The sequence below is a fragment of the Pigmentiphaga daeguensis genome (assembly GCF_039523035.1).
Classification (GTDB): domain Bacteria; phylum Pseudomonadota; class Gammaproteobacteria; order Burkholderiales; family Burkholderiaceae_B; genus Pigmentiphaga; species Pigmentiphaga daeguensis.
This window is the reverse complement of sequence record NZ_BAAAEN010000002.1, coordinates 282,240-308,931: the sequence shown is the minus strand read 5'-3', so window position 1 is coordinate 308,931 and position 26,692 is coordinate 282,240. Positions and strand designations below refer to the sequence as shown.

Below are 26,692 nucleotides of genomic sequence, written 5' to 3'. Positions count from 1 at the left end.
GCCCAAGGCCGCCCTCCACCGCCCACTCCCATGGCCCTTCAAGGGGAATGGCCGGCCGAACCGCCCGAGTCCGGTAAAATCATGGGCTGACCTGAACTTTTATCCAGCATCGTCCTGGAGCCGCCTATGACTCACGTCGTGACCGAGAACTGCATCAAGTGCAAATACACCGATTGCGTGGATGTCTGCCCGGTCGACTGCTTTCGCGAAGGCCCGAACTTCCTGGTGATCGATCCCGACGAGTGCATCGACTGCGCCGTCTGTATCCCCGAATGCCCGGCCAATGCCATCCTGGCCGAGGAAGACGTCCCCGCCAACCAGATGCATTTCATCCAGATCAACGCCGACCTGTCGCAAAGCTGGCCCAGCATCACGCGCACCAAGCCGCCCCTGCCCGACGCCGACGAGTGGAAGGACAAGGAAGGCAAGCTGGATCTTCTCGAGAGGTAGGCCCCCCCCTACGCGCTGACGCGCGCCCCCCAGGGGGCGGCACTGGCGGACCGGCGGAGCCGGATCCGCTGTGCCCTGGGGTAACCCGCCGCCCGGAATTAATGGATTGATGTCGGACAAGTACACCGTCGAGACGGTTACCTGGGTCAAGACCTGGGTGCCGCACAAGCTCTTCTCGTTCCGCACCACGCGCTCGCCCGGCTTCCGGTTCGTGCCGGGACAGTTCGCGCGGCTGGGCATCGAGCGCCCGGATCCGGACGCCGAGGACGGGTCGGGCCGCCGCATCGTCTGGCGGGCCTATTCGATCGTGTCGGCGCCCTACGACGATTTCCTGGAGTTCTTCTCCATCGTCGTGCCCGACGGCGAGTTCACCAGCGCGCTCGAGCACCTGCGCGAAGGCGACAAGCTTTACGTCGACAAGACCAATTTCGGCTTCCTGACCACCGCCGCGTTCCCCAGCGGCAAGGATCTGTGGATGCTGGCCTCCGGCACGGGGCTCGCCCCGTTCGTTTCCGTCCTGCAGGACCTGGAGGTGTGGGAGACCTACGATCATCTGATCGTGGTCCACAGCGTGCGCACGGCCGAGGAACTGGTCTACCGGGACACCATAGAAGGGCTGCGCGACCACGAGGTCTTCGGCGAATTCTGCCGGGAACAGCCGGGCAAGCTGATCTACCTGCCCTCGGTCACGCGCGAGCGGGTCGAGGGCGCCATGGATGCCCGCATCACGACGCTGATCGCCAGCGGCGAGCTGGAACGCCGGGCCGGCGTCACGCTGGATCCGTCGCGTTCGCGCATCATGTTGTGCGGCAACCCCGAAATGGTGTCTGATTTGCGCAAATTGCTGGCGGAACGCGGTTTCGGGGCCTCCCGGCGGGGTAAACCAGGCAATCTGGCCGTGGAAAACTATTGGTGACACCGAGTTGCGCGGCCGGCGTGACACACCGATTGTGCAATGCAATATAATCGGTTTACTGGTGAATCGATTGCCCATCCCGTGGTCTGGAGCAAAGATGCTGTACCAATTACATGAATGGCAGCGCGCCCTGTTGACGCCCTTTGCCCACTTCGCCGATGCGTCGGCCCAGTTGTTCTCGAATCCCTATAGCCCGCTTGCCTACACCCCGCTGTCGCGGCGGCTGGCGGCCGGCTACGAGCTGCTGTACCGGCTGGGCAAGGACTACGAGAAACCGGCCTGGGACCTGCCCACCACCACGCTCGACGGCGCCGAGGCCACCGTCACGGAACAGATCGCGGCGGCCCGGCCCTTCTGTAACCTGGTGCATTTCGTGCGCACCCCGGTGTCGCCCCGCAAGGCCGCGGCCCGGCGCAAGCCCGACCCCACGGTGCTGCTGGTGGCGCCGCTGTCCGGCCACCACGCCACGCTGCTGCGCGATACCGTGCGCGCCCTGCTGCCCGAACACGACGTCTACGTCACCGACTGGATCGACGCCCGCATGGTGCCGCAGTCGGCCGGCCCCTTCCACCTGGCCGACTACGTCGACTACATCCGCGACTTCATCGGCCAGCTGGGCCCGGACGTCCATGTCATCTCGGTGTGCCAGCCTACGGTGCCGGTGCTGGCGGCGGTATCGCTGATGGCTTCGGACAACGACCCCAAGCTGCCGCGCAGCATGATCATGATGGGCGGCCCCATCGACCCGCGCAAGTCCCCCACGCAGGTCAACAACCTCGCCAAGACCAAGCCTTACTCCTGGTTCGAGAACACCCTCATCCACCGAGTGCCGCCGCGCTTCCCCGGCTCGGGGCGCAAGGTCTATCCCGGCTTCCTGCAGCACGCGGGCTTCGTCAGCATGAATCCCGACCGCCACCTCAAGTCGCACTACGACTTCTATCTGGACCTGGTGCGCGGCGACGATGACGATGCCGAGGCCCACCGCCGCTTCTACGACGAGTACAACGCGGTCCTGGACATGCCCGCCGAATACTACCTGGACACGATACGCACCGTGTTCCAGGACTTCGAGCTGCCGCGCGGCGTCTGGAAGGTGAACGGCCACCTGGTCAAGCCTTCCGACATCCGCTCGGTGGCGCTGTTCACGATCGAAGGCGAGCTGGACGACATCTCGGGGTCGGGCCAGACCCAGGCCGCGCAGGACCTGTGCAGCGGCATCCCGGCGGATCGCAAGCGCCATTTCACCGCCCCGCGCTGCGGGCACTACGGCATTTTCTCGGGCCGGCGCTGGCGCGAAGTCATCTGTCCCCAGATCGCCGAGTTCATCCGCCAGCACCGGGACGCGGCTTGACCGGAAGCCAGCCGTGAATCGGGTCGATCTCGTCGATGCGCAACTGCCGCAGACCCAGTGCACCAAGTGCGGCTATGACGGCTGCCGGCCCTATGCGCAGGCGCTGGTCGATGACGAGGTACCCATCAACCGCTGTCCGCCCGGAGGCGATGTCGGCATCGCCAGGCTGGCGGCGGTGCTCGGCAAGCCCATCCTGCCCCTGGACGAGACGCGGGGCCGGCATCTTCCCCTGCAGGTAGCCCGTATCGACGAGCAGCATTGCATAGGCTGCACGCTGTGCATCCAGGCCTGCCCGGTGGATGCCATCGTGGGCGCCAACAAGGCCATGCATACCGTGCTGGCGGCCCTGTGCACGGGCTGCGACTTGTGCGTGGCCCCCTGTCCCGTCGATTGCATCAGCATGGAGCCCGTCGAACCGGCGCGCGCCTGGACCGACGGCGACGCCGCCGCGGCCCGCGCCCGCCACCAGCGTCGCCAGGCGCGGCTGGACCGCGAGAGCCGCGAGGACCAGGAGCGGCTGCGCGCCCGTTCGGCCGTGGCAGAGCCTGCGTCCCCCGCCCTGCCGGCCGAAGCGCAGGCCGGCGATCAGGCGGCCGAGCGCAAGCGTGCCATACTGGAGGCCGCTCTCGCCCGGGCCCGTTCCCGGCGCGCGCACTGACCTCGTCCTTCATCACAACAACGGCCCAAGCCGTGTCCGAATGAACACCGCCAAACGACTAGCGATCTTCGAGCGCCTGCGCGCCGCCAATCCCTCCCCCCAGACCGAACTCGAATACGGGTCGACCTTCCAGTTGCTGATCGCCGTCATGCTGTCGGCGCAGGCCACGGACAAGTCGGTCAACCTGGCCACGCGGCGCTTCTTCCCCGAACACGGCACGCCCGAGCGGCTGCTGGCCCTGGGCGAAGAGGGGCTGAGCCAGTACATACGCACCATAGGCCTGTACAAGACCAAGGCCAAGAACGTGATCGCCACCTGTCGCATCCTGCTGGAACAGCACGGCGGGGAAGTACCCGCCGACCGCGACGCGCTGGAGGCCCTGCCGGGCGTGGGCCGCAAGACCGCCAACGTGGTGCTCAACACCGCCTTCCGGCAGGTGGCCATGGCGGTCGATACGCACATCTTCCGGGTCTCCAACCGCACCGGCATCGCGCCGGGCAAGACCGTGCGCCAGGTCGAGGACAAGCTGCTCAAGGTCGTGCCCAAGGAGTTCCTGCTGGACGCCCACCACTGGCTGATCCTGCATGGACGCTACATCTGCGTCGCGCGCAAGCCCAAATGTCCGCAATGCGGCATCGCCGACCTGTGCGAATACAAGGACAAGACGCCGGCCACCGCCTAGGGCGGCTCGCGGCCGGGTACGCGGTTTGCGTCGGCAGGCTTGAGCGGGGATGTCGCGCGGCGCGACAATTCCCCTGCCAAGCTTGTGAAAAGGAGCACGCCATGTCCAACAGTACCTTGCTAGGCACGGGCGAAAGCCTGCCGGAAGACAGCAGCAAGAACGGCAAACTCGGTCCCAGCGATACCTCCGACTCCGGCAGCGATCTGGCCGGGCTGCCCGAGGACGAGGCCGGCACGGATTCGAGCAGGACGGGAGAACGGCTCTCCGTCGACCCCGACGAGGAAGAACGTACCGGCGCCGACGTGCTGCCCGACGAGGTGGTGGACGAGGAACGCCTGGCCCGCTCGCACCCCGGCGACGACGAAGACGACGCGACCCGCGGCCGTTGACATCCCGGGTAGCGCTCGGGGTCAGTGCTGCATGGCGCGGGATTCCCGGGAATCCATGGCATCGGACGGCCTGGCCTGCACCTTGTCGCTCAGGACGGGAGCGGCCACGGGGTCGAAGTCCACCCAGTCGCCGTCGCGCCACCGGCCCTCGGCCTGCTCCACGTCCTTGCCGCCGCAGTCCCTGAGCACCTGCGCGGCGGCGGCTTCGGTGGCAACGGTGACGTGGACGGCCGTCAGGACGCCGGCGCGCCGCATTCCCGTGCTGTGGCCGGCCCGGTAGGCGCGCGAGGCGCTGCGGGTGGCCACCAGTGCGCCGCCCAGCGAGCCGATGTAGGCGCCGACACCCACCGCGATGATCAGCGCGAGCACGGAGCCGGCGGCATACAGCCAGACGATGGAGCCGATGACGGCTCCGAGCAGGCCCAGCAGGGCAGCGCCCGCCACGGCGCCGCGCCGGGTCTTGCGCGCGCCCGGGTCGGCGGCCTGGTCTCCGCCCAGGGGATAGCGGTCATGCTGGCCGGCGGGATTGACGAAGAAGATGGAGACGTCCTCATGGGCAAAGCCGGCGACGAACAGTTTGCGGCCGGCCTCCTCGGCCTCGGGAAAGGAGTCGAAACGGGCAGCGACGATGAGCGACACGGCAATCTCCTCGAATCACGGATGAGGAGTTGCCAGCACGTAGCGTGCCGCGCCTTATTCGCCCGGCGGCGCGGGAGGCGGAGGAGGCAGCTCGGGATCGATGGGATCGGGCTGCTGGGCCGGCGGCACCGGCGGATCCCCCACCGGCTGGTTGGGGGGATCGCCGACCGGTGGCGGATCCTTGACGGGAGGATCCGGGGGAACGGAATGCGCGTACGACGGGGACATATCAGGGCTCCATGGCGCTTGGCGCCTTTCGCGACGGCAGCAGGCGCGCTCAGGAAACCGGCACGTCCTGCATGTCCGCCTCGCGGGCGTCGTCTGCGGCGTAATCCTCCAGCCGGTTGTAGAGCGTCTTCAGGCTGATGCCCAACACTTCGGCCGCGTGCTTCTTGACTCCCCCGCAGTGCTGCAGGGTGGCGAAGATCAGCCGCCGGTCCGCCTCAGCAAGCGATGTACCCACGGGTATGGTGACGATGGGCTCGCTTTCCGTCTTGCCGGCAGGCGCCAGTTGAATGGGCGCCGCCACCGTGTCGATCAGGCCGCCATCGGTCATGATGAAGGCACGATGCACGTAGTTCTTCAGTTCGCGCACGTTGCCGGGCCAGGCATGCGAGGCCATGTCGGCCAGCATGGCGGGCGAGAAGGCCTTGGCCGACTTGTGCGTCTCGTTGAGCATGTCGAGGAAACTCTGGGCCAGGAGTTCGACGTCCTTGGCCCGCTCGCGCAAGGGCGGAAGATGGATGGGAAAGACGTTCAGGCGGTGATAGAGATCTTCCCGCAGCTTGCCGTCGGCCACCGCTTCCTGCGGGTTGCGGTTGGTGGCGGCAATGATGCGCACGTCGCATTCGGTTTCCTGGTTGGTACCGACGCGCATGAACAATCCGGTCTCGAGCACGCGCAGCAGCTTGACCTGGAGCTCGATGGGCATCTCCGTGATCTCGTCCAGGAACAGCGTGCCGCCGTGCGAACGTTCGAAATAGCCCTTGTGCTGGCGCTCGGCGCCGGTGAAGCTGCCGCGCTCGTGGCCGAACATCTCGCTCTCGATCAGGTTGGGCGAAATCGCGCCGCAGTTCACCGCCAGGAACGGGCGCTTGCGCCTCAGGCTCAGGTCGTGCAGCGTCTGGGCCGCCAGCTCCTTGCCCGTGCCGCTTTCGCCGATCAGCAGCACGGTCGCCTCGGTGGGCGCGACCTTGCCGATCTGGTCGTACAGGTCCTGCATGGCGGGAGAACCGCCCAGCATGCGGCCGAAGCGGCCGAAGCGGCGCAGCTCGCCGCGCAGCGAACCGATCTCGGCCTTCAGGTCGCCCGCCCGCGGAATGCGGTCCAGGATGGCCTTGAGGCGCTGCATGTTGATCGGCTTGATGAGATAGTCGGCCGCGCCCAGGCGAAGAGCGTCGACCGCGCTCTCCACGCTGGCGTGGCCGGTGATCAGGATGACCTCCACGGGGATGGACGGGTCCAGCTCCTTGAACAGGTCCATCCCGCTGCCGTCCGGCAGCTTCAGGTCGGTCAGCACGACGTCGGGACTCTGGCGCACGATCTGAATGCGGGCCTCCCGGAGGTCGCCCGCAACGGCGTTGGTGAACCCCTCGGCGCTGACGATTTCCGCCAGGGCTGCCCGGGTATTCGGTTCGTCGTCCACGATCAGGACATGCGGCATGCAGTCAGGCTCCTCGATACGATGAGGTTGGAAACGGGGGGACGGAAACGGCGGCTAGCGCCTGGGCGCGAGCAGGCCTATGACGACGCCCACCGCGATGGCGATGCCCACCGCCCGCCAGGGATTGTCATGGACATAGGCATCGGTCTGGGCGGACGCCTGCCGGTAGGACTCGGCGGCGCTGCGGCGCGCGTCCTGGAACAGGTCCTGGGCCCGGTCCAGCTGGTCGCGCAGCCGCGCCCGCGCCGCCTCGAGTTCGCCGCCCGCGTGGCCGGCGGTGTTCCGCAGGAGCGCCTCGGCATCCTCGACCAGGCTCCGAACCTGGCCGATGGCGCCCTCCACGTCGCGCAGTCCCGCAACCCGATACTTGCCCATATTCGCTCCTTTTGACGTTCCAGACGCCATCCCTATCGTCGGAACGCTCCAAGCAGGAGCGTGACCACGAAGACGATGACGAAAATATAAAACAGGATCTTCGCGATCTCCGCCGCTCCGGAGGCGATCCCGCCAAACCCGAATAATGCGGCAATCAAGGCAATTACGAAGAAAATGGCTGCCCATCGCAACATTGCTTACTCCTTGTATAGACTGCCCCAGGGGCCGGGGACGGATCCGGCGCGGTGTTCGGCCCCATGCCGCCGCAGTTTCCGTTCCGGCCCGCGCTCTCCTGGCCCAAGTGCAAGCAATAGGTAAGAATTACATGAAAACTTGTAAATTCCCCCGACCCGCGCGGGGCTTGCGACAGCCCGTTACCATACCCCCCGCGACCGGCTTCCTGGGCGGGGGACGCCTTGCTTAGAATGGGACTCCCGCCCTGCCGTGGGCACTCCCGCCCCGGCCCCACCCTGGAGACTCATGCGGAAGGAACAGGCGATGCGCCCTGACGAAGCCTTGGCACCGATCCTGGACACCGATACGCCCTACGAGGCGTCCGGCCCCGCCGCCCCGATCGCGGCCGAACCCGTGCGCCCGGCTCCGCCGCCCCAGCACTACGGGCTGCTGTACGGCGCCTCGATACCCATGCGGGAGCTGTACCAGCAGATCGACAAAGTGGCGCCCACCGCGCTGACGGTGCTTATCGTGGGCGAAAGCGGCACGGGCAAGGAATTGGTCGCGCGCACCCTGCACGAGAAGAGCCCGCGCGATACCGGCCCCTTCATCCCGGTCAACTGCGGTGCCATCCCCTCGACGCTGATCGAGGGAGAACTGTTCGGACACGAGAAAGGCAGCTTCACCGGCGCCATCCAGCAGCACGTGGGATATTTCGAACGTGCGGCCGGCGGCACCATCTTCCTGGACGAGATCACGGAAATGGCCCCGGAGATGCAGATCAAGCTGCTGCGCGTGCTGGAGACCTCGGCCTTCCACCGTGTCGGCGGAACGGAACAGATTTCCGCGGACGTCCGGGTCATCGCCGCGACCAACCGCGACCCCCAGGTGGCGGTGCGGGAAGGACGCTTCCGCGAAGACCTGCTCTATCGGCTGGCGGTGTTCCCGCTGCGGGTCCCGCCGCTGCGCGAGCGTCCCGCCGACATCGAACTGCTGGCCCAGCGCTTCCTCGACCAGCTCAACGCAACCGAGAAGACCCGCAAGCGTTTCGCCCGCGGCACCCTGGACGGCCTGCGCCAGTACCACTGGCCGGGCAACGTCCGGGAACTGAAGAACGCCGTGCACCGGGCGTTCATTCTGGCCGACGACGAGGTCGAGGTGCAGAATCCCGAACCCGCTCCGCGCAATCGCCGGGTGGTCCGGCGCGAGGGCAGCCTGGAACTGGCGGTGGGGATACCGCTGCCCGACGCGCAGCGGGAGCTGATCCTCGCGACGCTGGCCCACTTCGGCGGCGACAAGCGCCAGGCTGCCAGCACGCTGGGCATCAGCCTCAAGACGCTCTACAACCGGCTGGACACCTACAAGCACGGCGGCGACGCCTAGAACCGCCGCTACAGCCACCGCTCCAGCAGGCGCGACATGAATTCCTTGAGCCTGTCCGTCAGCGGCCGCCGCTTCCACTGCTCCAGCGACACCGGTTCGGACGCCTGCCTGTCGCGCTCGAACAGGGCTTCCATCTGGGCGCCGAAATCGGCGCCCAGGATCACCGCGTTGATCTCGTGGTTCAAGGTGAAGCTGCGCCAATCGAGATTGCTGGATCCGGCCGTGGACCAGACGCCGTCCACCACGGCGGTCTTGGCGTGCAGCAGCGCATCCTTGCGCTCGTAGATCTTCACGCCGGCCTCGAGCAGTTCTTCGTAGTGGGATCTGCCGGCATGCAGCACGATCGAGAAATCGCTGAATCCCGGCAGCAGCAGCGTCACGTCGACACCACGGCGCGCGGCATCGGCCAGGGCCTCGATGAAGCCCGGATCGGGCACGAAATAGGCCATGGTGATGTGCACGGACCGTTGCGAGCTGTTGATGGCGGACAGCAGCGTCAGGTAGATGGCGTGGTTGTCCGCCGAACCCGGGCGGTTGACCAGGATGCGGACCACGTGCGGCCCGCGCCGGGGCTGCTGCGGCAGGAAATCGAGATCGCCCAGCGGCGGCCCGCCCTGGCTGCGCCACCCCTCCAGGAATACCCGCTCCACGTCGGGCACGGCGGGACCGCGGATGCTGATGTGCGTGTCCCGCCAGGGCGCGTCCTCCCGGCTGCCGGCGTCGTGGGCCCGGGCCGAACCGGCCACCGGCCGGGACGCGTACACGTCGCTCAGATTGATGCCGCCCACGAAGGCGATCTCGCCATCGACCACCAGGATCTTGCGATGGCTGCGCTCGTTGATGGACCATCCGCCCCGGCTCTTGAGCGGGTTGACGGGATTGAAGAAGACCACCTGGACGCCGGCCTGCCGCATGCGGTCGAAAAGATCGGGCGGCACGGACAAGGTGCCGATGTCATCGACCATGACGGCCACGGCGACCCCCTGCGCACGCTTGGCGATGAGCATCTCGGCGATGCGGTTGCCGATCTGGTCGTCCTCGAAGATGTAGCTTTCCAGGTGTATGAAGCGGCGAGCGGCGCCTATGGCCTCTTCCATGGCGCGGTAGGTGCTGGGCCCGTCGCCGAAGAGCCGCACTTCGTTGCCGACGACCAGCGGCGCATCGGCCACGGCTTCCTCGACCTGCAGGTGCCGCGCCAGGAAATCACCCGCCTTGGCCCGCGCGTCCAGTTGCTGGATGATGCGGCGGCTCTCGCGGTAGGTCAGCAGCCCCGCGTCGCTGGAGATGCGTACCTTGCGGCGCGGCTCCACGCCGCTGGCCGGATCGGGAAGCGGACTGGCGCAGTGGCACAACAGCGCCGCGCACAGGCCGTACAGGAGGACGCGCAGGAAGCTTCGCATGTTCTTCTCATTCTGTTACGAGACAGACCCGTTTCGTCGAGCATGGACCCTGGCCGCCGGCGACCGCACCGGTAAAACTTACCGGACCGGCAAGAGCTGCACGCTATTTTCCACCGTCCGGCGCGCCGTGCCTACGTCTTCGCATTGGCACGAAGCTTGCAAGTAGGGGGATTGCGACATCAACGGCCGACCCTCCGGCCAAGCATGGGAGACAGCATTGGTTCAAGCTACTTACGACATGCGTGTGCGGCAGCAACTCTCCTTGACGCCCAGGCTCCAGCAGTCCGTCAAGTTGTTGCAGATGTCCGCGCTCGAGTTCACACAGGAGCTGCAGCAAGCCATCGCGAACAATCCCTTCCTGGAGGAAGACGACCAGGAAGCCTCTTCGGGGGCGCAAGCCGGCGATTCGATCCTTTCCGTGGACCGCAACACCACCGGCTCCGCCGAGGCCGACGATGCCCAGGAACCCCCACCGCCCGCGTTCGACCCGGAACCCTATGGCGGCAGCTACGCCGGCACCCGGACGCGCGACGACGATGGCGAGGATCGTCCCGACATCGGGCAGTGGACGCACAGTTCCATGGGGCTGCACGACCACCTGCACCAGCAGTTGTGCGGCTACCGGCTCGGGGACCGCGACCGGCTGCTGGCCGAGATCATCATCGAGGCGCTGGACGAGGACGGCTATCTGCGCCAGGACTTCGACGATCTGGCGGCCACGCTCGCCGTACAACCCGCCCCCACGCACGACGAATGGATGGTCGCCCTGACCCTGGTCCAGCACCTGGACGCTCCGGGGCTTGCCGCGCGCAACCTGGGAGAATGCCTGCGCCTGCAGCTGGCAGCGCTGGCCGAGACGACGCCGGGGCGCGCGCTGGCGATGGCGATCGCCGACCGCTACCTGGACCTGATGGCGCGCCGCGAGACGGCCGAACTGCGCCGCCGGCTGGGATGCAACGACGAAGACCTGGCGGTGGCCTGCCGCCTTATTCGCAGCCTGACGCCCCGGCCGGGCCTGGCGTTCTCGGAAGAAGGCACCGACCATATCGTGCCGGACGTGATCGTGCGCAAGGTCCGGAACAAATGGGTGATCTCCACCAATCCCGCGGTCATGCCCAAGGCTCGCCTGCACCACGCCTATGCCAACCTGTTCCGCAAGGCGCGCTGCGACGACCGCGCCCCGCTCGCGCAGGAACTGCAGGAAGCACGCTGGCTGATACGCAACGTCGAACAGCGCTTCACCACCATCCAGCGCGTGGCCGAGGCCATCGTCGCGCACCAGCGCACCTTCTTCGATTATGGCGAGATCGCGCTCAAGCCGCTGGTGCTGCGCAAGGTGGCCGAAGAACTGGACCTGCATGAATCCACGGTGTCGCGGGCGACGAACAACAAGTACATGGCCACGCCGCGCGGCGTGTTCGAGTTCAAGCATTTCTTCTCGCGCGAACTGGCCACCGAAACCGGCGGCCGATGTTCGGCCGCCGCCGTGCGGGCGCTGATCCGCGACATGATCGCCGCCGAGGATCGCCGCGACCCCCTGTCCGACGTCTCGTTGACCAGGATGCTGGCCGAACAGGGCGTGGTGGTGGCACGGCGCACCGTAACCAAGTACCGCGACCTGATGAAGCTGCCGCCCGCGGAATTGCGCAAACAGCCGTGAGCCGTTAAAACGCGGGGACAGGGGTATCCCCCACTCGCGGAACCTGCCGATGCGAACAAAAGGAATCCTTGCCGCCGTTGCTGGAGTCGTCGTCCTTCTGGTTGTCGCCGCCTTGCTGACCGACTGGCGCTTCCTGCGGGGGCCGGTGGAAAGACTGGCCACCGAAAGGCTGGGGCGGCAAGTGGTGCTCGAGGACTTCCGCATGCGGCTGCGGCCCGTCACCCGCATCCGCCTGCACGGGCTGGCCGTGGACAACATTCCCGGCGCCAAGCCCGAGCGCATGCTGCAGGCCGAATCCATCGAGGTCCAGGTCCGGCTGCTGCCCCTGCTGCGGCACGCCGTCGTGCTGGACCTGCTGTCGGTGGACGGCGCCCAGGCCCATCTGGCCCGCGATGCGTCGGGCGCCAACAACTGGACCCTGGCCCGGCAGGACGATGGCGGACCGCCCCCCGACGTGGTGGTGCGCGCGCTGTCCTTGAACCGCGTGAAGGTGAACTACGACGACCGCGTGCTGAAGGCCGATGCCTACTTGCAGGCCGACAGCATGGAGACGCCCGCCTCCGGGCCGGCCTACGGGATGAAGCTGGAATTCGGCGGCCACTACCATGACGCCGCCTTCGGCGGCGTGGCGCGCACCGGCGGCATCCTGACGCTGCGCGATTCGGGTACGCCCTTTCCGTTCTTCATCGATGCCAAGGGCGGCCCCACCCGCATCCGGGCCGAGGGCCAGGTGGGCGATCCGTTCGGCGATGCCTCCGTGGACGTGGCGCTGGACATCGCCGGGCCGACCCTGTCCACGCTGTATCCGTACATCAACCTGCCCCTGCCCACCACCCCGCCCTACCGCATCAAGGGCCGATTGAAGCGCGACGGCATGAACTTCGGCCTGACGGGCATGGACGGCAGGATAGGCTCGACCGACATCTCCGGCGACGCCAGCTACGAGATGCGCCGCGACAAGCCCATGCTGCGCGCCAAGCTCAAGAGCCGCGTGCTGGACATGAAGGATCTCGGCCCCCTGATCGGCGTGCGCGACGATGCCACGGCGCAGAAGGAGCAGGCCGCGCCCCGGCCGGCGGCCGACCGCCGCATCCTGCCCGACGCCGAGTTCAGGCTGGAGCGGCTCAACGCCATCGACGCCGACGTCACGCTGGACGCGGGCGACGTGCGCGTGCGAGGCCCCTGGGCCTTCGACGATTTCTCGGCCCACCTCGTGCTGCAGGACGGCGTGCTCAAGCTGGTGCCGCTGAATTTCGGCTATGCGGGCGGCGAGCTGCGCTCGGACATCACGCTGGACGCACGCCAGCCGGTGATACGCACCGACGCCCATATCGGCGTGCGGCGGGCCCGGCTGAACCGGCTGTTCCCCGACGTGAAACTGATGCAGAAAAGCGAGGGTACGCTGGGCGCCGACGTGAAGCTCAAGACCGCCGGCAACTCGATACGGGCCATGCTGGGGCGTGCCGACGGCACCGTGGGCGTGGCCGTGACCGGCGGCGAGATCTCCAACCTGCTGGTCGAGGCCATCGGCCTGGACGCCTCCCAGGCGCTGGGATTCCTGATCGGCGGAGACAAGGACACGCGGCTGCGCTGCGCGGTCGCCACCTTCGGGGTCAAGGACGGCATCGCCACTTCGCAGGCCCTGGTCGTCGACACCGACGACACGCGCATCGACGGCCATGGGACCATAGACCTGCGCAACGAACGCCTGGGGCTGCGCTTCGAACCCCGGCCCAAGGACAAGAGCATACTGGTGGCCCGCTCGCCCATCGACATCGTCGGCACTTTCGGCGCCCCCGACTTCAAGATCGACAAAGCCTCGCTGTTCGCGCGCGCGGGCGCTTCCGTCGCGCTGGCATTCATCAATCCGCTGGCCGCGCTGATCCCGCTGATCGAGACCGGCCCTGGCACCGACGCCGACTGCCAGGGCCTGCTGGCCAACCTGCGCGAGGCCCGCCGCAACGCCGATACCGCCGCCCCCAAGGGCAAGGCGCGCTGAACGGCCCCGCCCGCTTCAGCGTTCGTTGCGCGGCACGCTCGGCTCGCGCCGGCCTCCGCTGGAGCGCAGGTCGGTGTCTTCCTGGCCCGATTGCACATCCTCGTAGGCCTGCTCGATCACCTTGCGCGGCGCGCTTTCCTGGCTGTCGTGCGATTCGTCGTGCTCGTGGGGCAGCCGCGGCTCGCCCCGGCCCATGTCGTCCTGGGCCCGGGTCCGTTCCGGCCGCCGCTTCTCGGGTTCCTTCATGCTCGGCTCCTTATCGCGCCAGCCGCAGGCCGGCGTACTGCCAGCGCGAGCCAGGCGCAAAGAAATTGCGGTACGTGACACGGATGTGACTGCGAGGCGTGGCGCAGGACCCGCCCCGCAGCACCATCTGGTTGATCATGAACTTGCCGTTGTATTCCCCCACCGCGCCGGCGGCGGGACGAAAACCCGGATACGGCAGGTAGGCGCTTTGCGTCCACTGCCAGACACCGCCCAGGAAACCGGGCGCATCGGCGCGCAGCCGCGCTGGATGCAGCAGCCCCGACTCGGCGAAGTCCCCATCGGCCGGCAGGCCGGCGCCTTCGGCCATGGCCCGCGCGGCCGCGATTTCCCATTCCTGTTCCGTCGGCAGCCGGGCGCCCGCCCACCGGGCATAGGCATCGGCCTCGTAATAGCTCAAGTGGCAGACGGGCTCGGCCGGGTCCATGGGGAGCGGCCCGGCCACCGTATGGCACATCCATCGGCCGTCGCGCCGCATCCAGTACAGCGGCATGTCCCATCCACCGCGCACGCGCGCATCCCAGCCGTCGGACAACCACAAGTCCGGCCGGCCATAGCCGTCGTCCTCGATGAAGGCCAGGTATTCCGCATTCGAGACCGGGCGCTGCGCCAGTTCGAACGCATCGACCCACACGCGGTGCCGCGGCGCCTCGTTGTCGAAGGCAAAGCCTTCGCCCGCATGCCCCACGTCCGCCAGTCCCTCGTCATAGCGCAGGAATGCCGCCGGCCCGGGTTCCGACGGCGGTTCCTTGGCCCGGGCCGGCCGCCACGCGGGCAGCAGAGGGTTGTGCCAGAAGTGGTGCTTCAGGTCGGTCGCGATCAGTTCCTGGTGCTGCTGTTCGTGATGCAGGCCGAGCTCGACCAGCGCCAGCGCCCGCGGCGGCGCGTCATCGTCCATCCAGGCCAGCAGGCGTTCCAGCACCGACTGCTGGTAGGCCATGACCCGGTCCAGCGACGGACGCGAGAGCAGCCCCCGCTGGCCGCGCGGATGCCGCTCGCCCACGCCCACGTAGTAGGAGTTGAACAGCTCGCGGAAGGCGGGATCGAAGGGCCTGAAGCCCGGCTGCCACGGTTCGAGCACGAAGGTCTCGAAGAACCACGCGACGTGGCCGACGTGCCACTTGACCGGACTGGCCTCGGGCATGGACTGCAGCATGCAGTCCTCGGGCGTCAACCCGTCCAGGAGGGCCAGCGTCGCCTCGCGCACGGCCGCCACGCGGCGGGCCAGCAACTCGGGAACGAACACATCGTCGCGCGCGTTCATCGCTGGGCCAGGAAAACGCCGAACCACGAACGGGGATCGGTCCACATGTTGCGCACCGAAAAACCCGCCTGCGCCAGCATGGCATCGAACTGCGCCGGCGTGTACTTGTAGGAATGCTCGGTCACGATCTCCTCGCCTGCCTCGAATATCCGCTCCGACGTCCCCCAGCGTACGCGCTGCCGCTGCCGGGCCCGCAGCCGCATCTCGATACGGCCGTGGCCATCGTCGAAGCGCGACTCATGGTCGAACTCGGCCGGCTGGAAGTCGCTGCCCAGCACCCGGTTGCATACGCGCAGCACGTTGCGGTTGAATGCCGCCGTCACGCCCAGGTCGTCGGCATAGGCGCGCTCCATCACGCGCCTGTCCTTGCGCAGGTCGGCGCTGATCAACAGACTGCCGCGCGGACCGGCCTGGCGGCAGATCGCGGCCATCAGCGCGACGGCTCGCTCCGGATCGAAGTTGCCGATGGACGATCCGGGGTAGAAAAACACCGGCGGATGCTCCTCGATATCGACCAGGTGGCGGCGCAGGTCCAGGTCGCCCGAGAAGTCCGCCTCCACGGCCACGCAGGCGATCTGGGGGAATTTGCGCCCCAGCGCCGCCACCTCGTGCCGCAGGCAGTCGGCGGCGATGTCCACGCCCAGATATCGGCAGGCGTCCACGTGGGCCAGCCAGGAACGGGACTTCGCGCAATCTCCGCAGCCCAGGTCCACCCACTGGATGCGGCGCGGCAGGGACCGGGCGATGGCCGGACGATGGGCCTCGAAGATGGCCCGCTCGGTGCGGGTCGGGTAGTACTCCTCGAGTTCGCAGATGGCGTTGAACAGGACGCACCCTTGCGCGTCGTAAAGAAACTTCGGATCGATATGGGCCTGCGCATCCCGCAGGCCGGCGGCCAGTTCCGCCGCGCGATTGTCAAGCGGCGCCGTATCGGCGCGCCGCCCGGGGGACGGCGCGCCTTCCATCGAAAAGGCGGTGTCGTTCCCGGCCATTCTGTGCGCGGGACCTCGAAGCATGGTGGTCAATATGGGCTCCTTGGGGGACAGCGGCAGAGTGTCCGCCCCGGGCCGTAGCAAGCGCAATGCCCGGCCGCGGCCGTCGGACATGGGCCCTATCTATACGCTTGTCGCTTCCCGGGGAACAGGAATGGGATGTAACCCTTGCCTACGACGCTGCGAAAGGAGCCCGCATTTGACCGTAAACCGAAACAAACTATGGCGGCCACCCCTGTTTTTCCCTCATGGGACAGCCCCTAAGCTGATGGCTGTCGCGACGGTTTCCCTCCGTCCCCTCACTATCAAGGAGTTTCCATGAACATCGCCATCCTCGGCGCCACCGGCAACGTCGGCAGCCGCCTCGTCAACGAAGCCCTGGCCCGCGGCCACCACGTCACCGCCCTCGCCCGCCACGCCTCGAAGCTCGCCGCACGCCCCGGCCTGGAGACCCTGGACGTCGACCTGGCCGACGGCGCGAAGCTGGCCGACGCCCTGCGCGGCAAGGACGCGGTCATCAGCAGTGTGCGCTTCGCCACCTCGCCTCTGGCCGCCGTCCTCGGCCCCGTCAGGCAGGCCGGCGTGCGGCGACTGCTGGTAGTGGGCGGCGCCGGCAGCCTGGAGGTGGCTCCCGGAATCGCGCTGGTGGACACGCCGACGTTCCCGGCCGAGTACAAGCCCGAGGCGCTGGCCGGGCGTGACTGGCTGAACGCCCTGCGGACCGAGAAGGACCTGGATTGGACGTTCCTGTCGCCCTCGGCGCTGTTCACGCCGGGCGAGCGCACGGGCACGTTCCGCCTGGGCGGCGATACGCTGCTGACCGCGGCGGACGGCCGCAGCTGGATCTCCATGGAAGACTTCGCCATCGCGATGCTGGACGAAGTGGAAAAGCCCGCGCATACGGGGCGGCGCTTCACCGTCGGATACTGATGGCGTCGCGGCGGGGCAACGCGAACCGCGACGCCCGCCCCGGGGCCGTTACATGTAGCGACGATTGCAACAGCCCGCACAAACCGCCGGCCGGAAATCGCCCCTACAGTCGGACTATCGCAGTTTCGGAGAATCTGTATGAAACGGCTGGCAATGGCAGGGCTGATGGCCGCGGCCCTCTTGGCCGTCAGCGCGACGGCCCAGGCCCGCGTGAGCGTATCCATAGGCATCGGTATACCAGGTATCGTCTATGGCCCGCCACCGGTCTACGTGGCCCCCGCGCCGGTCTACGTGCCCCCGCCTCCCCCCGTCATGGTGATCCCCGGGCCGGTCGGCTACGTGCCCTACGACCCGTACTGGCGGGAAAGGCGCTGGGAACAGGAGCGGCGCTGGGAGCGCGAGCGCTACCGCGAAGAGCGCCACTACCGGCGCCACGGCTACCGCGATTGAACGACGGCCCCTGGACGGGGCCGTTTCTTTTTGCCGCCGGCCGCCCCCGAAGGCGCGACCGAATGTCGCGACTTGACGTAGATCATTGTCACGTACGGCCGAGCACTGATACCTTAGGCGTAGCCCAACGTACAACGGGAGTACGCCCCTGTCCCGCCCCGCCTGCGCGCGCTCCGGCGACGCGCTTCGCCCCTCCCCCGGCGACTGGCTGCAACTGGCCGGATCGCTGACGTGGCTGGCCCAGGCCGGCATCCTGGCCGCGGCGGTGCAGCGCATGGCGGCGGATCCCGGCGACGTGGCCGCAGGCCTGGTGTCCGCCGCGGCCTTCCTGCTTGCCGGCGCCCTGCGCGCGGCGTGCGATGCGTGGGGAACGCGCCTGAGCTTCCAGGTCGCAAGGAGCCGCCTGTCGGCGCTGCGTGCCGCCGCGGTCGACGCGCTGGCAAGCGGTTCCCCGCTGGACAAGCGCCGCCCCGCCGCCGGCCACGCGGCCAGCGTGCTGGCCGAACAGGCCGATGCCGCGCTGCCCTACCTGGCCCGCTATCCCGCCATCCAGTTGAAGATACTGGTCGTGCCGCTGGCCATCCTGGCGGCCGTCGCGCCGCTGTCGTGGGTCGCGGCGCTGGTCCTGCTGGCCTCGGCCCCGCTGATCCCGGTCTTCATGGCGCTGGTGGGCTGGCGCGCCCAGCGCGCCAGCCAGGCCCACCTGGCGGAGATGGGCACGCTGAACGCCTTCCTGCTGGATCGCCTGCGCGGGCTGGCCACGCTGCGTGCGCTGGACGCCGTCGACGCCACCACCGGACGGCTGGCATACGTTGCACAAACACTGCATACGCGTACCATGGCGGTACTGCGCATCGCCTTCCTGTCCTCGGCGGTGCTGGAATTGTTTTCCGCCATCGGGGTCGCCATGGTCGCGGTCTACGTAGGATTCCACCTGCTGGGCACCTTGCCCTTCGGCACCTGGGGCAGTCCGCTCTCCCTCGGCCAGGGGCTCTTCGTCCTGCTGCTGGCCCCCAGTTTCTTCGAACCGCTGCGCGACCTTTCCACGGCCTGGCATGACCGGGCCGCGGGCCGGGCGGCGCTGGAGGCGCTGCGGGCGCTCGCCGCCGCGCCCACGAAGCTGGTGGGCGGCATCCTCCCCTTGCCCTCGCCGGACGACGCGCCCGCCCGTCGCCCTCCCCCCGCCGTCGAACTCGTCCAATTGCGCTTCGCGCACGCCGATTCGGCGCCACCGGTCATCGACGGCCTGGACCTGCGCGTGGCCCCGGGCGAGCGGGTAGCCATCGTCGGACCGAGCGGCGCGGGCAAGTCGACGCTGCTGGCGTTGATCGCCGGCCTCGTGCCGGCCCAGTCCGGCGCCGTCCTCATCGACGGCGTGGCGCTGGATGACCAGAACGCGCCGCGTCTGCGGGCACGCATGGCCTGGATAGGGCAGAAGCCGCATGTCTTTGCCGGTACGCTGGCCGCCAACGTCGCCCTGGGCCGCCCGGACGTGGACCCGCGGGCGGTGGACCGCGCCCTGCGGGCCGCGACCCTGGAGCTGCTCGCGGGACGCGAAGCTGGACGCCCGCTGGGCGAAGCCGGCACCGGCCTGTCCGGCGGAGAATGCCTGCGCCTGGCAATGGCCAGGGCAGTCGCCGCGCCCGGCAGCGACCTGTGGCTGGCCGACGAACCCACCGCCCACCTGGACGCCGCCACGGCCCGGGAGCTGACCCGCCGGCTGCTGGCGCAGTCCGCGGGCAAGACCCTGATCGTCGCCACGCACGACCCCGAACTGGCCTCGCGCATGGACCGGGTGATCGACCTGGCCCCCCCGCGCGCGGCGCCGGCCGGCATGGACCTGGCCGCGCTGGACGTCATGGAGGCCGCGTCATGAAGGCCTCCATTGGCGCCGTCTTGCGGCTGTTCTTCGCCGGCCGGCGGCGCCTGTTGTGGAGCGGCATCGCGCTGGCCGCGCTGACGGTCTTCGCCGGCATGGGGCTGCTGGGCCTGTCCGGATGGTTCATCACCGCCACCGCGCTGGCAGGACTGGCCGCCGGCACCGCCCTGGCGTTCGACGTGTTCACTCCCGGCGCCGGCATACGGCTGCTGGCCCTGGTCCGCACGGCGGCCCGCTATGGCGAGCGGGTCGTCACCCACGATGCGGCGCTGGCGGTCATCGCCGCGCTGCGTCCCCGGCTGTTCGCGGGCTGGGCCCGGCCCGAGGCCGCGCGCAAGCTGCTCGCCCGGCCGGCCCGGCTGCTGTTCCGCCTGACCGCCGACGCCGACGCGCTGGACGCGCTGTACCTGCGCGTGCTGGTTCCCGCCGGGGCCGCCTGTGCCGCCATCGCGCTGGCCGGCGTCACGCTGGGCGTGATCAGCCTGCCGCTGGGCCTGGCAATGGCCGGCTGGCTGCTGGCCGCCGGCGCCGGCATACTGGCCTGGACCATGCGCCGCAGCCGCCGCGCCGCCTGCCGCCGCGCCCATGCGCTCGAAGCCCTGCGTGCGCAGGCCATCGACCTCGTCTCCGGCCAGACCGAACTGGCCATGGCCGGCCAATTGGCGCAGCGATGCCGGCTGCTGGCACGGACCGAACACCGGCTGGCCGCCGCCGACGACACCATCAACCGCGCCGACACGCAAGGCGGGTTCCTGCAGGCCATGGCGGGCACGCTTGCCATGGGCGCCACGCTGGCGGCCTGTGTCCTGCTGGTGGCCGGCTCGGCCATCGGCGCCCCCGTGGCGGCGCTGGCGCTGCTGCTCGTGCTGGCAAGCGCCGAACCGCTCACGCCGCTGCGGCGGGGAATCCTGGAGCTGGGCCGCACCCTCTTGGCCATCCGCCGCCTGGCGCCAAGACTGGACGCACCCGCCGCGCCCCCGCCCCGCGCCGCCTCCGGCGACATCCGGCTCGAACACGCCAGCCTGGGCCACGAAAGCCGGCCCGGCCTGCCCGCCGGCCTGGCACTGGCGGATGTCACGCTCGTGGTCCGGCCCGGCGAGCGAGTCGCGGTGGTCGGCCCCAGCGGCGCGGGCAAGTCGACGCTGCTGGCCCTGGTGGCGGGCGAACGGCTGCCCTCCGGCGGGCGGGTCCAGGCCCCCGCCTCCTGTCTGCTGACCCAGCGCACCGAGCTGTTCCAGGACAGCGTGCGCGACAACCTGCGCCTGGCCCGCCCCGATGCCAGCGACGACGAGCTGTGGGCCGCGCTGCGGGCCGCGGGCCTGGACCAGGCCATCGCCGCCCTGCCCGCCGGCCTGGATACGCGGCTGGGCGAAGGCGGCCTGGGGCTGTCCGCCGGACAGGCACGCCGGCTCGCGCTGGCGCGGCTGTTCCTGCGCCCCACGCGGCTGTGGCTGCTGGACGAACCCACGGAAGGGCTGGACGCGCCGACCGCGCGCGACGTGGTCGACCGATTGGCCGGACAGGCCCATGGCCGGACCCTTCTCATCGCCACCCATATCAGGCGGGAGGCCGCCCTGGCGGACCGCATCGTCGTGCTGGCCGCCGGCATCGTGGCCGCCGACCTGCGCCGCGGCACTCCCGCCTTCGATCATCAACTTCACACCCTGCGCCCGGACTGAGGAGGAAGCTGGCACCATGGACCTCGACATCGTTTCACTCTCGCGCCTGCAGTTCGCATTGACGGCGCTCTACCACTTCCTTTTCGTCCCGCTCACGCTGGGCCTGTCGGTCGTCATCGCCATCATGGAGACGGTCTACGTCATGACCGGGCGCAAGATCTGGCGGCAGATGACCAAATTCTGGGGCACGCTGTTCGGCATCAACTTCGTGCTGGGCGTGGCCACCGGCCTGGTGATGGAGTTCCAGTTCGGCATGAACTGGAGCTACTACAGCCACTACGTCGGCGACATCTTCGGCGCGCCGCTGGCGCTGGAAGGCCTGATGGCCTTCTTCCTGGAAGCGACCTTCGTCGGCCTGTTCTTCTTCGGCTGGAACAAGCTGTCGCGCGTCGGCCACCTGGTGGCGACCTGGTGCGTGGCGCTGGGATCGAACTTCTCGGCGCTGTGGATCCTGATCGCCAACGGGTGGATGCAGAACCCCGTCGGCTCGGCCTTCAATCCCGAGACCATGCGCATGGAAGTCAGCGACTTCTTCGCCGTCCTGACGAACCCGGTGGCACAGGCCAAGTTCGTCCACACGGTATCGGCCGGCTACGTGACCGCCTCGGTGTTCGTGCTGGGCGTATCGGCCTGGTACCTGCTGAAGGGCCGGCACATCGACGTGGCCAAGCGCTCGATGACGGTGGCCGCCTCGTTCGGGCTGGCCTCGGCGCTGTCGGTGGTGGTCCTGGGCGACGAAAGCGGCTACCTGTCGACCGAGCACCAGAAGATGAAGCTGGCCGCCATCGAAGGCATGTGGGAAACCGAGCCCGCGCCCGCTCCCTTCACCATCGTCGGCATCCCCGACCAGCAGGCGCGCGAGACCCACTACGCCATCCGCATCCCGGCCGTCATGGGCCTGATCGGCACGCGCTCGCTCACCACCGAGATCCCCGGCATCACCACGCTGGTCGACCACGCACGGGACCGCATACGCAGCGGCATCGTGGCCTTCGACGCCTTGCAGCGCATACGCGCGGCGGGAAGCTCCGCCGCCATCGCGCCTGCCGACCGCGACGCGTTCGAGGAGCACGGCCGCGACCTCGGCTACGCCCTGCTGCTCAAGCGCTACCTGGACGACCCGCGCCAGGCCACGGCCGCGCAGATCGACCAGGCCGCCTGGGACACCGTGCCCATGGTCCTGCCGCTGTTCTGGTCCTTCCGCATCATGGTCGGCCTGGGTTTCTTCTTCATCCTGCTGACGGCCACGTTCTTCATCATGTCGGCCCGCCGCCGGCTCGACGCGCACCGCTGGCTGCTCAAGGTCGCGGTGTTCTCGATCCCGCTGCCCTGGATCGCCGCCGAGATGGGCTGGATCGTGGCCGAGTTCGGCCGCCAGCCGTGGGTCATCGAAGGCGTGCTGCCCACCGCCGCCGCCGTCTCCGACCTGGGCGTGGAGACGGTACTGCTGACCATCCTGGGTTTCACCGCGCTCTACACCGTGCTGTTCATCGTCGAGATGAGCCTGATGCTGCGCGCCATTCGCAAGGGCGTGGAACCCGACCCCGATCCGGAAGTCCGGCTCGTGGCCCCGCACCTGTCCCAACGCCTTACCGCCCAGGAGTAAGCCATGATTCTGCACACACTCATCGACTACGACGTGCTGCGCCTGATCTGGTGGGCGCTGCTGGGCATCCTGCTGATCGCATTCGCGCTGACCGACGGCTTCGACCTGGGCACGGGCATGCTGCTGCCCTTCGTTGGCCGCACCGACATCGAGCGCCGCGTGGTCATCAATACCATCGGCCCCGTGTGGGAAGGCAACCAGGTGTGGCTGATCCTGGGAGGCGGCGCCATCTTCGCCGCCTGGCCGCCGCTGTATGCGGTGTCCTTCTCGAGCTTCTATCTCGCGATGTTCGCCATCCTGTTCGCGCTGATCCTGCGGCCGGTGGGCTTCAAGTACCGCAGCAAGCGCGAAGGCACGCGCTGGCGCGCGGTCTGGGACTGGGCGCTGTTCGCCGGCGGCCTGGTGCCCTCGCTGATCCTGGGCGTGGCGGTGGGCAACGTGCTGCTGGGCGTGCCCTTCAGGCTCGACGGCGATCTGCGCATCTTCTACGACGGCAGCTTTTTCGGACTGCTGTCGCCCTTCGCCCTGCTGTGCGGCCTGGTATCGGTGGCCATGCTGGCCACGCAAGGCGCGTGCTGGCTGGTCCTGAAGACCAGCGGCGAGGTGGCCGAGCGCGCGCGCCGCTACGGCAGCGCGGCGGCGTTCCTGACGCTGCTGCTGTTCGCGCTGGGCGGCATCGCGCTGTGGGCATGGGTGGACGGGTACCGGATCACGAGCGCCATCGATCCCCTGGGCGCCTCCAATCCGCTGCGCAAGACGGCGGAAACCGCGACGGGCGCCTGGTTCGACAACTATGCGGCCCATCCGTGGCTGATGCTCGCACCGGCCGCCGGCCTGGCCGGCTCCGCGCTGGCCCTGCTGCTGCTCCGGGTGCGCAGCGAGGTCGGTGCGCTGCTGGCCAGCTCGCTGGCCATACTGGGCATCATCCTGACCGTGGGCGTCTCGATCTTCCCGTTCCTGCTGCCGTCGTCCGCCGACCCGCGGGCCAGCCTGACCGTCTGGGATGCCTCGTCCAGCCACCTGACGCTGTTCATCATGCTGGTGGCATCGGCCATCTTCGTCCCGATCATCGTCGCCTACACGTCCTGGGTCTACCGGGTCCTGTGGGGCAAGGTCGACGAAGCGTCCCTGAAAGAACCCGGCAACCACGCCTACTGACACACCTGGGAGGAACGAGCATGTGGTACTTTTCCTGGATACTGGGGTTGGGCCTGGCGGCGACCTTCGCCGTCCTGAACGCCATGTGGTACGAACTCAGGGAACAAGACGAGTAAGTCCCCCTATCGGAGATATCGAGCGGTATGAAGACTTGGGATCAACGCTTTTCCGAACCTGGCTACAAGTACGGAACCGCGCCCAACCGCTTCCTGGCCGAGCAGGAACCCCGCCTGCCGGCCGGTAGCCGGGTGCTGCTGCCCGGCGATGGCGAGGGCCGCAACAGCGTGTGGCTGGCCGAGCGCGGACACCAGGTGCTGGCGGTCGACAATTCGCAGGTCGGACTGGACAAGGCGCTGGCCCTGGCGTCGAACCGCGGCGTCACCATCACCACGCTGAACGCGGACCTGGCCGCCTGGACACCGCCGCCGGCCACCTGTGCAGCGGTCGTGCTGATCTATGTCCACCTGCCCAGCGGCTTCCGGGCCGACGCCCACCGTCGCCTGGCGGGCGCGCTGGCTCCCGGCGGCTGGCTGGTCCTGGAATCCTTCCACCCGCGCCAGCTGGCCTACCGGAGCGGCGGTCCCCGTGACGTCGACATGCTGAGCGACCTGGCCACGATACGCGCGGACTTCGCCGGCCTGCTCGAGGAAGTGCACGGCTGGGAAGGCGAGGTGGAACTGGACGAAGGAGACGGGCACCGCGGGCCGGCCTTCGTTACCCGCTACGTGGGCCGGCGCGCGGCCTAATCTGCGGCACGCCGGCCCATGCCAGCCGCCCCATGCCTGGCGGCATATCCGCTATAGTTGTTGCACCAAGCCTGGCTGCCGCGCGCATGTCCCCTACTTCGAAATCTTCGTCCGTACCGACGCTCTCGTCCGATACGTATTCGCTGTCCTCCGATCTGACCACGCGGGCCCCGTCCGTCCAGCAAGCCTACGCTTACGTGCGGGACGGCATCATCTCGGGCCGGTTTCCCGAGGGCGCGCGCATCACGGAAAAGGAAGTTTCGGAAGCACTGGGGTTATCGCGCACGCCGGTACGCGAAGGGCTCAGGCTGCTCGTGGCCGATGGCCTGCTGATCTTGCGCGCCAACGCGGGGGCCACCGTGCGAACCTGGACCACCCAGGAAATCCGGGATCTCTACGCGGTGCGCATCCTGATCGAATCGGAACTGGCCGCCCTGGCCGCGACCCGCATGAGCCCGGCCACGCTGGCCGAGCTGCACGAGATCCAGGACGAGATGGAATCACGCGGCCCGGACATCAGTCCCGCCAACCTCGACCGCATCGCCCCGCTGAACCGGAACTTCCACGCGCGCATCTCCGAATCCGCCGGCAACCCGCGGCTGCTGGCCATGCGCACCAAGGGCGTGGACATCAAGATCATCCTGCTGACGCGGCGCAGCTACGACCGCTCGCGCCTGGCGCGTACTTTCCAGCATCATCGTGAACTGATCGATGCATTCACCGCGCGCGACCCCGAATGGGCACGCGCGGTCATGCATGGCCACCTGCGGTCGGCCCAGTTCGCGCTGCTCGAACGCGCCTCGTCCCCCGTGGATCAGAACGCCGCTCGATAGATCGCCAACGCGTCCTCTTCCGACACCGGCCGCGGATTGTTGACCAACAATCGCTGCTGCATCATGGCATCGCGCGCGAGCATGGGAAGATCGGCCTGCGCCACGCCCACTTCGCGCAACGAACGGGGAATGCCGGTTGCGCGCACCAGCTCTTCCATGTAGCGGATGAAGCCATCCGCCGCCGCCAGATCATCGGCGCCGGCATACTCTGCCTGCACCACGCGTGCCAAGTCGGCGTACAGCGGCCGCGCGGCAGGGAGATTGAAACGCAGCACGTGGTTCAGGACCAGGGCATTGGACAGTCCATGCGGCACGTGAAAATGCCCACCCAGGGGATAGGCCAATGCATGAACCGCCGCGACGGGCGCATTGGAAAACGCCTGCCCGGCCAGCATGGCCCCGAGCAGCATGGCCTCGCGCGCATCCAGATTCGAGGGTTCGCGGCAGGCCAGCAGCAGATTCCTCGACAGCCATTGCATGGCGCGCCGGGCCAGCATGTCGGACAAGGGGTTCTTCAATCGCGCCGACGTATAGGCCTCGATCGCATGGACCATGGCGTCTATGCCCGTCGCTGCCGTGGCGGCGGCCGGAAGTGCCACGGTCAGTTCGGCATCCAGGATGGCCAGGTCTGCCATCAGCAACGGCGAGACGACCCCGCTCTTGCTGGTCTCGCCCGTCGTCACGATCGAGATCGCCGTCACCTCGGAACCCGTGCCCGCCGTGGTGGGCATCAGGATCAACGGCAGGCGCGGACCGGCGACCTTGCCTATGCCATACATCTCGGCCAGAGGCTGGGCCGAGCCGCAAAGCACGGCGATGAGCTTGGCCACGTCCATCGAAGACCCGCCGCCCATGCCCAGCACGACTTGCGCCCTGGCATCGCGCGCGCGATCGGCCGCTTTCGCCACCACATGATCGGGTGGATCCGCCACCACGTCGTCGATGACGGTGACCTCCCAGCCGTGGTCCCGCAAATCGGCCAGCGCGGGCGCCAGCAGTCCGCTGGCATGCAGGAACCGGTCCGTGACCAGGCACAGGCGCATGGCGGAATGACGGTCCCGCAGCAGCCGGCCCAAGCGACGCGCGGCGCCCCGCTCCACGATCAGCTGCGGTACGGTGGAAAATTCGAACCTGTCCACGTTCGGGCTCCCG

At 68.5% G+C, this 26,692-nt stretch carries 28 protein-coding genes; 18 read left to right on the top strand and 10 right to left on the bottom strand.

Annotation, left to right across the window (positions count from 1 at the left end; genetic code table 11):
- Positions 1 to 126: 126 nt before the first annotated feature.
- From fdxA to ABD104_RS04200, 6 genes are all read left to right on the top strand, one after another.
- On the top strand, positions 127 to 450 hold the full coding sequence (gene fdxA, locus ABD104_RS04225; protein ID WP_087841403.1) for a ferredoxin FdxA: 324 nt from the start codon (positions 127 to 129) through the stop codon (positions 448 to 450).
- Between the two features lie 109 nt (positions 451 to 559).
- The gene (locus ABD104_RS04220) at positions 560 to 1,366 is read left to right on the top strand and encodes a ferredoxin--NADP reductase (RefSeq protein WP_279818608.1); all 807 of its coding nucleotides are present in this window, start codon (positions 560 to 562) and stop codon (positions 1,364 to 1,366) included.
- Between the two features lie 97 nt (positions 1,367 to 1,463).
- The gene (locus ABD104_RS04215; RefSeq protein ID WP_087841404.1) at positions 1,464 to 2,717 is read left to right on the top strand and encodes a polyhydroxyalkanoate depolymerase; all 1,254 of its coding nucleotides are present in this window, start codon (positions 1,464 to 1,466) and stop codon (positions 2,715 to 2,717) included.
- A 13-nt stretch (positions 2,718 to 2,730) separates the two neighbouring features.
- Entirely contained in the window at positions 2,731 to 3,375 is a 645-nt protein-coding gene (gene rsxB / locus ABD104_RS04210) for an electron transport complex subunit RsxB (protein ID WP_087841405.1), read from the top strand.
- Between the two features lie 40 nt (positions 3,376 to 3,415).
- Positions 3,416 to 4,057 carry an endonuclease III gene (gene nth / locus ABD104_RS04205; RefSeq protein WP_087841406.1) on the top strand — a complete coding sequence of 214 codons (642 nt, stop codon included), beginning with the start codon at positions 3,416 to 3,418 and terminating at the stop codon, positions 4,055 to 4,057.
- A 101-nt stretch (positions 4,058 to 4,158) separates the two neighbouring features.
- Positions 4,159 to 4,446, top strand: a complete 288-nt coding sequence (locus tag ABD104_RS04200) for a hypothetical protein (protein WP_279818611.1) — start codon at positions 4,159 to 4,161, stop codon at positions 4,444 to 4,446.
- 21 nt (positions 4,447 to 4,467) lie between these two features.
- Here the strand turns inward: ABD104_RS04200 and ABD104_RS04195 are convergent, their stop codons facing one another.
- From ABD104_RS04195 to ABD104_RS04175, 5 genes are read right to left on the bottom strand one after another with little or no spacing between them, the layout of a single operon-like run.
- Positions 4,468 to 5,085 carry a hypothetical protein gene (locus ABD104_RS04195; RefSeq protein WP_279818613.1) on the bottom strand — a complete coding sequence of 206 codons (618 nt, stop codon included), beginning with the start codon at positions 5,083 to 5,085 and terminating at the stop codon, positions 4,468 to 4,470.
- 54 nt (positions 5,086 to 5,139) lie between these two features.
- Entirely contained in the window at positions 5,140 to 5,313 is a 174-nt protein-coding gene (locus ABD104_RS04190) for a hypothetical protein (protein WP_165963223.1), read from the bottom strand.
- A 49-nt stretch (positions 5,314 to 5,362) separates the two neighbouring features.
- Positions 5,363 to 6,748 carry a sigma-54-dependent transcriptional regulator gene (locus ABD104_RS04185; RefSeq protein WP_087841407.1) on the bottom strand — a complete coding sequence of 462 codons (1,386 nt, stop codon included), beginning with the start codon at positions 6,746 to 6,748 and terminating at the stop codon, positions 5,363 to 5,365.
- Positions 6,749 to 6,802: 54 nt separating this feature from the next.
- Complete coding sequence (locus tag ABD104_RS04180) at positions 6,803 to 7,123, bottom strand: ElaB/YgaM/YqjD family protein (protein WP_087841408.1); 321 nt, start codon at positions 7,121 to 7,123, stop codon at positions 6,803 to 6,805.
- A 32-nt stretch (positions 7,124 to 7,155) separates the two neighbouring features.
- Positions 7,156 to 7,317, bottom strand: a complete 162-nt coding sequence (locus ABD104_RS04175; protein ID WP_087781354.1) for a DUF1328 domain-containing protein — start codon at positions 7,315 to 7,317, stop codon at positions 7,156 to 7,158.
- A 286-nt stretch (positions 7,318 to 7,603) separates the two neighbouring features.
- On the opposite strand from ABD104_RS04175, the gene ABD104_RS04170 reads away from it, so the two are divergent.
- Positions 7,604 to 8,680, top strand: coding sequence for a sigma-54 interaction domain-containing protein (locus tag ABD104_RS04170; protein WP_243724576.1), 1,077 nt, complete (start codon positions 7,604 to 7,606; stop codon positions 8,678 to 8,680).
- 8 nt (positions 8,681 to 8,688) lie between these two features.
- Here the strand turns inward: ABD104_RS04170 and cls are convergent, their stop codons facing one another.
- A complete protein-coding gene (gene cls, locus ABD104_RS04165) occupies positions 8,689 to 10,080 on the bottom strand; it encodes a cardiolipin synthase (protein ID WP_279818617.1) in 1,392 nt (463 codons plus the stop codon).
- A gap of 217 nt (positions 10,081 to 10,297) precedes the next feature.
- Here cls and ABD104_RS04160 point away from each other — a divergent pair, with 217 nt between their 5' ends.
- Positions 10,298 to 11,740 carry an RNA polymerase factor sigma-54 gene (locus tag ABD104_RS04160; RefSeq protein ID WP_279818619.1) on the top strand — a complete coding sequence of 481 codons (1,443 nt, stop codon included), beginning with the start codon at positions 10,298 to 10,300 and terminating at the stop codon, positions 11,738 to 11,740.
- Positions 11,741 to 11,789: 49 nt separating this feature from the next.
- Positions 11,790 to 13,739, top strand: a complete 1,950-nt coding sequence (locus tag ABD104_RS04155; RefSeq protein ID WP_279818620.1) for an AsmA family protein — start codon at positions 11,790 to 11,792, stop codon at positions 13,737 to 13,739.
- 15 nt (positions 13,740 to 13,754) lie between these two features.
- Here the strand turns inward: ABD104_RS04155 and ABD104_RS04150 are convergent, their stop codons facing one another.
- From ABD104_RS04150 to egtD, 3 genes are read right to left on the bottom strand one after another with little or no spacing between them, the layout of a single operon-like run.
- The gene (locus ABD104_RS04150) at positions 13,755 to 13,985 is read right to left on the bottom strand and encodes a hypothetical protein (protein WP_087841412.1); all 231 of its coding nucleotides are present in this window, start codon (positions 13,983 to 13,985) and stop codon (positions 13,755 to 13,757) included.
- A 10-nt stretch (positions 13,986 to 13,995) separates the two neighbouring features.
- Complete coding sequence (gene egtB, locus ABD104_RS04145) at positions 13,996 to 15,267, bottom strand: ergothioneine biosynthesis protein EgtB (RefSeq protein ID WP_279818621.1); 1,272 nt, start codon at positions 15,265 to 15,267, stop codon at positions 13,996 to 13,998.
- Complete coding sequence (gene egtD / locus ABD104_RS04140) at positions 15,264 to 16,259, bottom strand: L-histidine N(alpha)-methyltransferase (RefSeq protein WP_279818622.1); 996 nt, start codon at positions 16,257 to 16,259, stop codon at positions 15,264 to 15,266. Before egtD ends, egtB begins: the two co-directional genes overlap by 4 nt.
- 318 nt (positions 16,260 to 16,577) lie before the next feature.
- Between egtD and ABD104_RS04135 the strand changes: the two genes are divergently transcribed.
- From ABD104_RS04135 to ABD104_RS04095, 9 genes are all read left to right on the top strand, one after another.
- Entirely contained in the window at positions 16,578 to 17,189 is a 612-nt protein-coding gene (locus ABD104_RS04135) for an NAD(P)-dependent oxidoreductase (protein ID WP_087841415.1), read from the top strand.
- Between the two features lie 138 nt (positions 17,190 to 17,327).
- A complete protein-coding gene (locus tag ABD104_RS04130; RefSeq protein WP_087841416.1) occupies positions 17,328 to 17,639 on the top strand; it encodes a hypothetical protein in 312 nt (103 codons plus the stop codon).
- A 148-nt stretch (positions 17,640 to 17,787) separates the two neighbouring features.
- A complete protein-coding gene (gene cydD / locus ABD104_RS04125; RefSeq protein WP_343927210.1) occupies positions 17,788 to 19,515 on the top strand; it encodes a thiol reductant ABC exporter subunit CydD in 1,728 nt (575 codons plus the stop codon).
- Complete coding sequence (locus ABD104_RS04120; protein ID WP_279818624.1) at positions 19,512 to 21,197, top strand: amino acid ABC transporter ATP-binding/permease protein; 1,686 nt, start codon at positions 19,512 to 19,514, stop codon at positions 21,195 to 21,197. Before cydD ends, ABD104_RS04120 begins: the two co-directional genes overlap by 4 nt.
- A gap of 16 nt (positions 21,198 to 21,213) precedes the next feature.
- Entirely contained in the window at positions 21,214 to 22,803 is a 1,590-nt protein-coding gene (locus ABD104_RS04115; RefSeq protein WP_279818625.1) for a cytochrome ubiquinol oxidase subunit I, read from the top strand.
- Between the two features lie 3 nt (positions 22,804 to 22,806).
- Positions 22,807 to 23,961 (top strand): cytochrome d ubiquinol oxidase subunit II, encoded by a 1,155-nt coding sequence (cydB, locus tag ABD104_RS04110; protein ID WP_087841420.1) that lies wholly within the window; start codon positions 22,807 to 22,809, stop codon positions 23,959 to 23,961.
- 20 nt (positions 23,962 to 23,981) lie between these two features.
- On the top strand, positions 23,982 to 24,077 hold the full coding sequence (gene cydX / locus ABD104_RS04105; RefSeq protein ID WP_087841421.1) for a cytochrome bd-I oxidase subunit CydX: 96 nt from the start codon (positions 23,982 to 23,984) through the stop codon (positions 24,075 to 24,077).
- A gap of 27 nt (positions 24,078 to 24,104) precedes the next feature.
- Positions 24,105 to 24,707, top strand: a complete 603-nt coding sequence (locus tag ABD104_RS04100; RefSeq protein ID WP_132980053.1) for a class I SAM-dependent methyltransferase — start codon at positions 24,105 to 24,107, stop codon at positions 24,705 to 24,707.
- Between the two features lie 86 nt (positions 24,708 to 24,793).
- Positions 24,794 to 25,540: a GntR family transcriptional regulator gene (locus ABD104_RS04095; RefSeq protein WP_165963221.1), complete on the top strand. Its 747-nt coding sequence runs from the start codon at positions 24,794 to 24,796 to the stop codon at positions 25,538 to 25,540.
- Here the strand turns inward: ABD104_RS04095 and ABD104_RS04090 are convergent.
- Positions 25,522 to 26,679, bottom strand: a complete 1,158-nt coding sequence (locus ABD104_RS04090) for an iron-containing alcohol dehydrogenase (RefSeq protein ID WP_279818629.1) — start codon at positions 26,677 to 26,679, stop codon at positions 25,522 to 25,524. The genes ABD104_RS04095 and ABD104_RS04090 overlap by 19 nt on opposite strands.
- Positions 26,680 to 26,692: the final 13 nt, after the last annotated feature.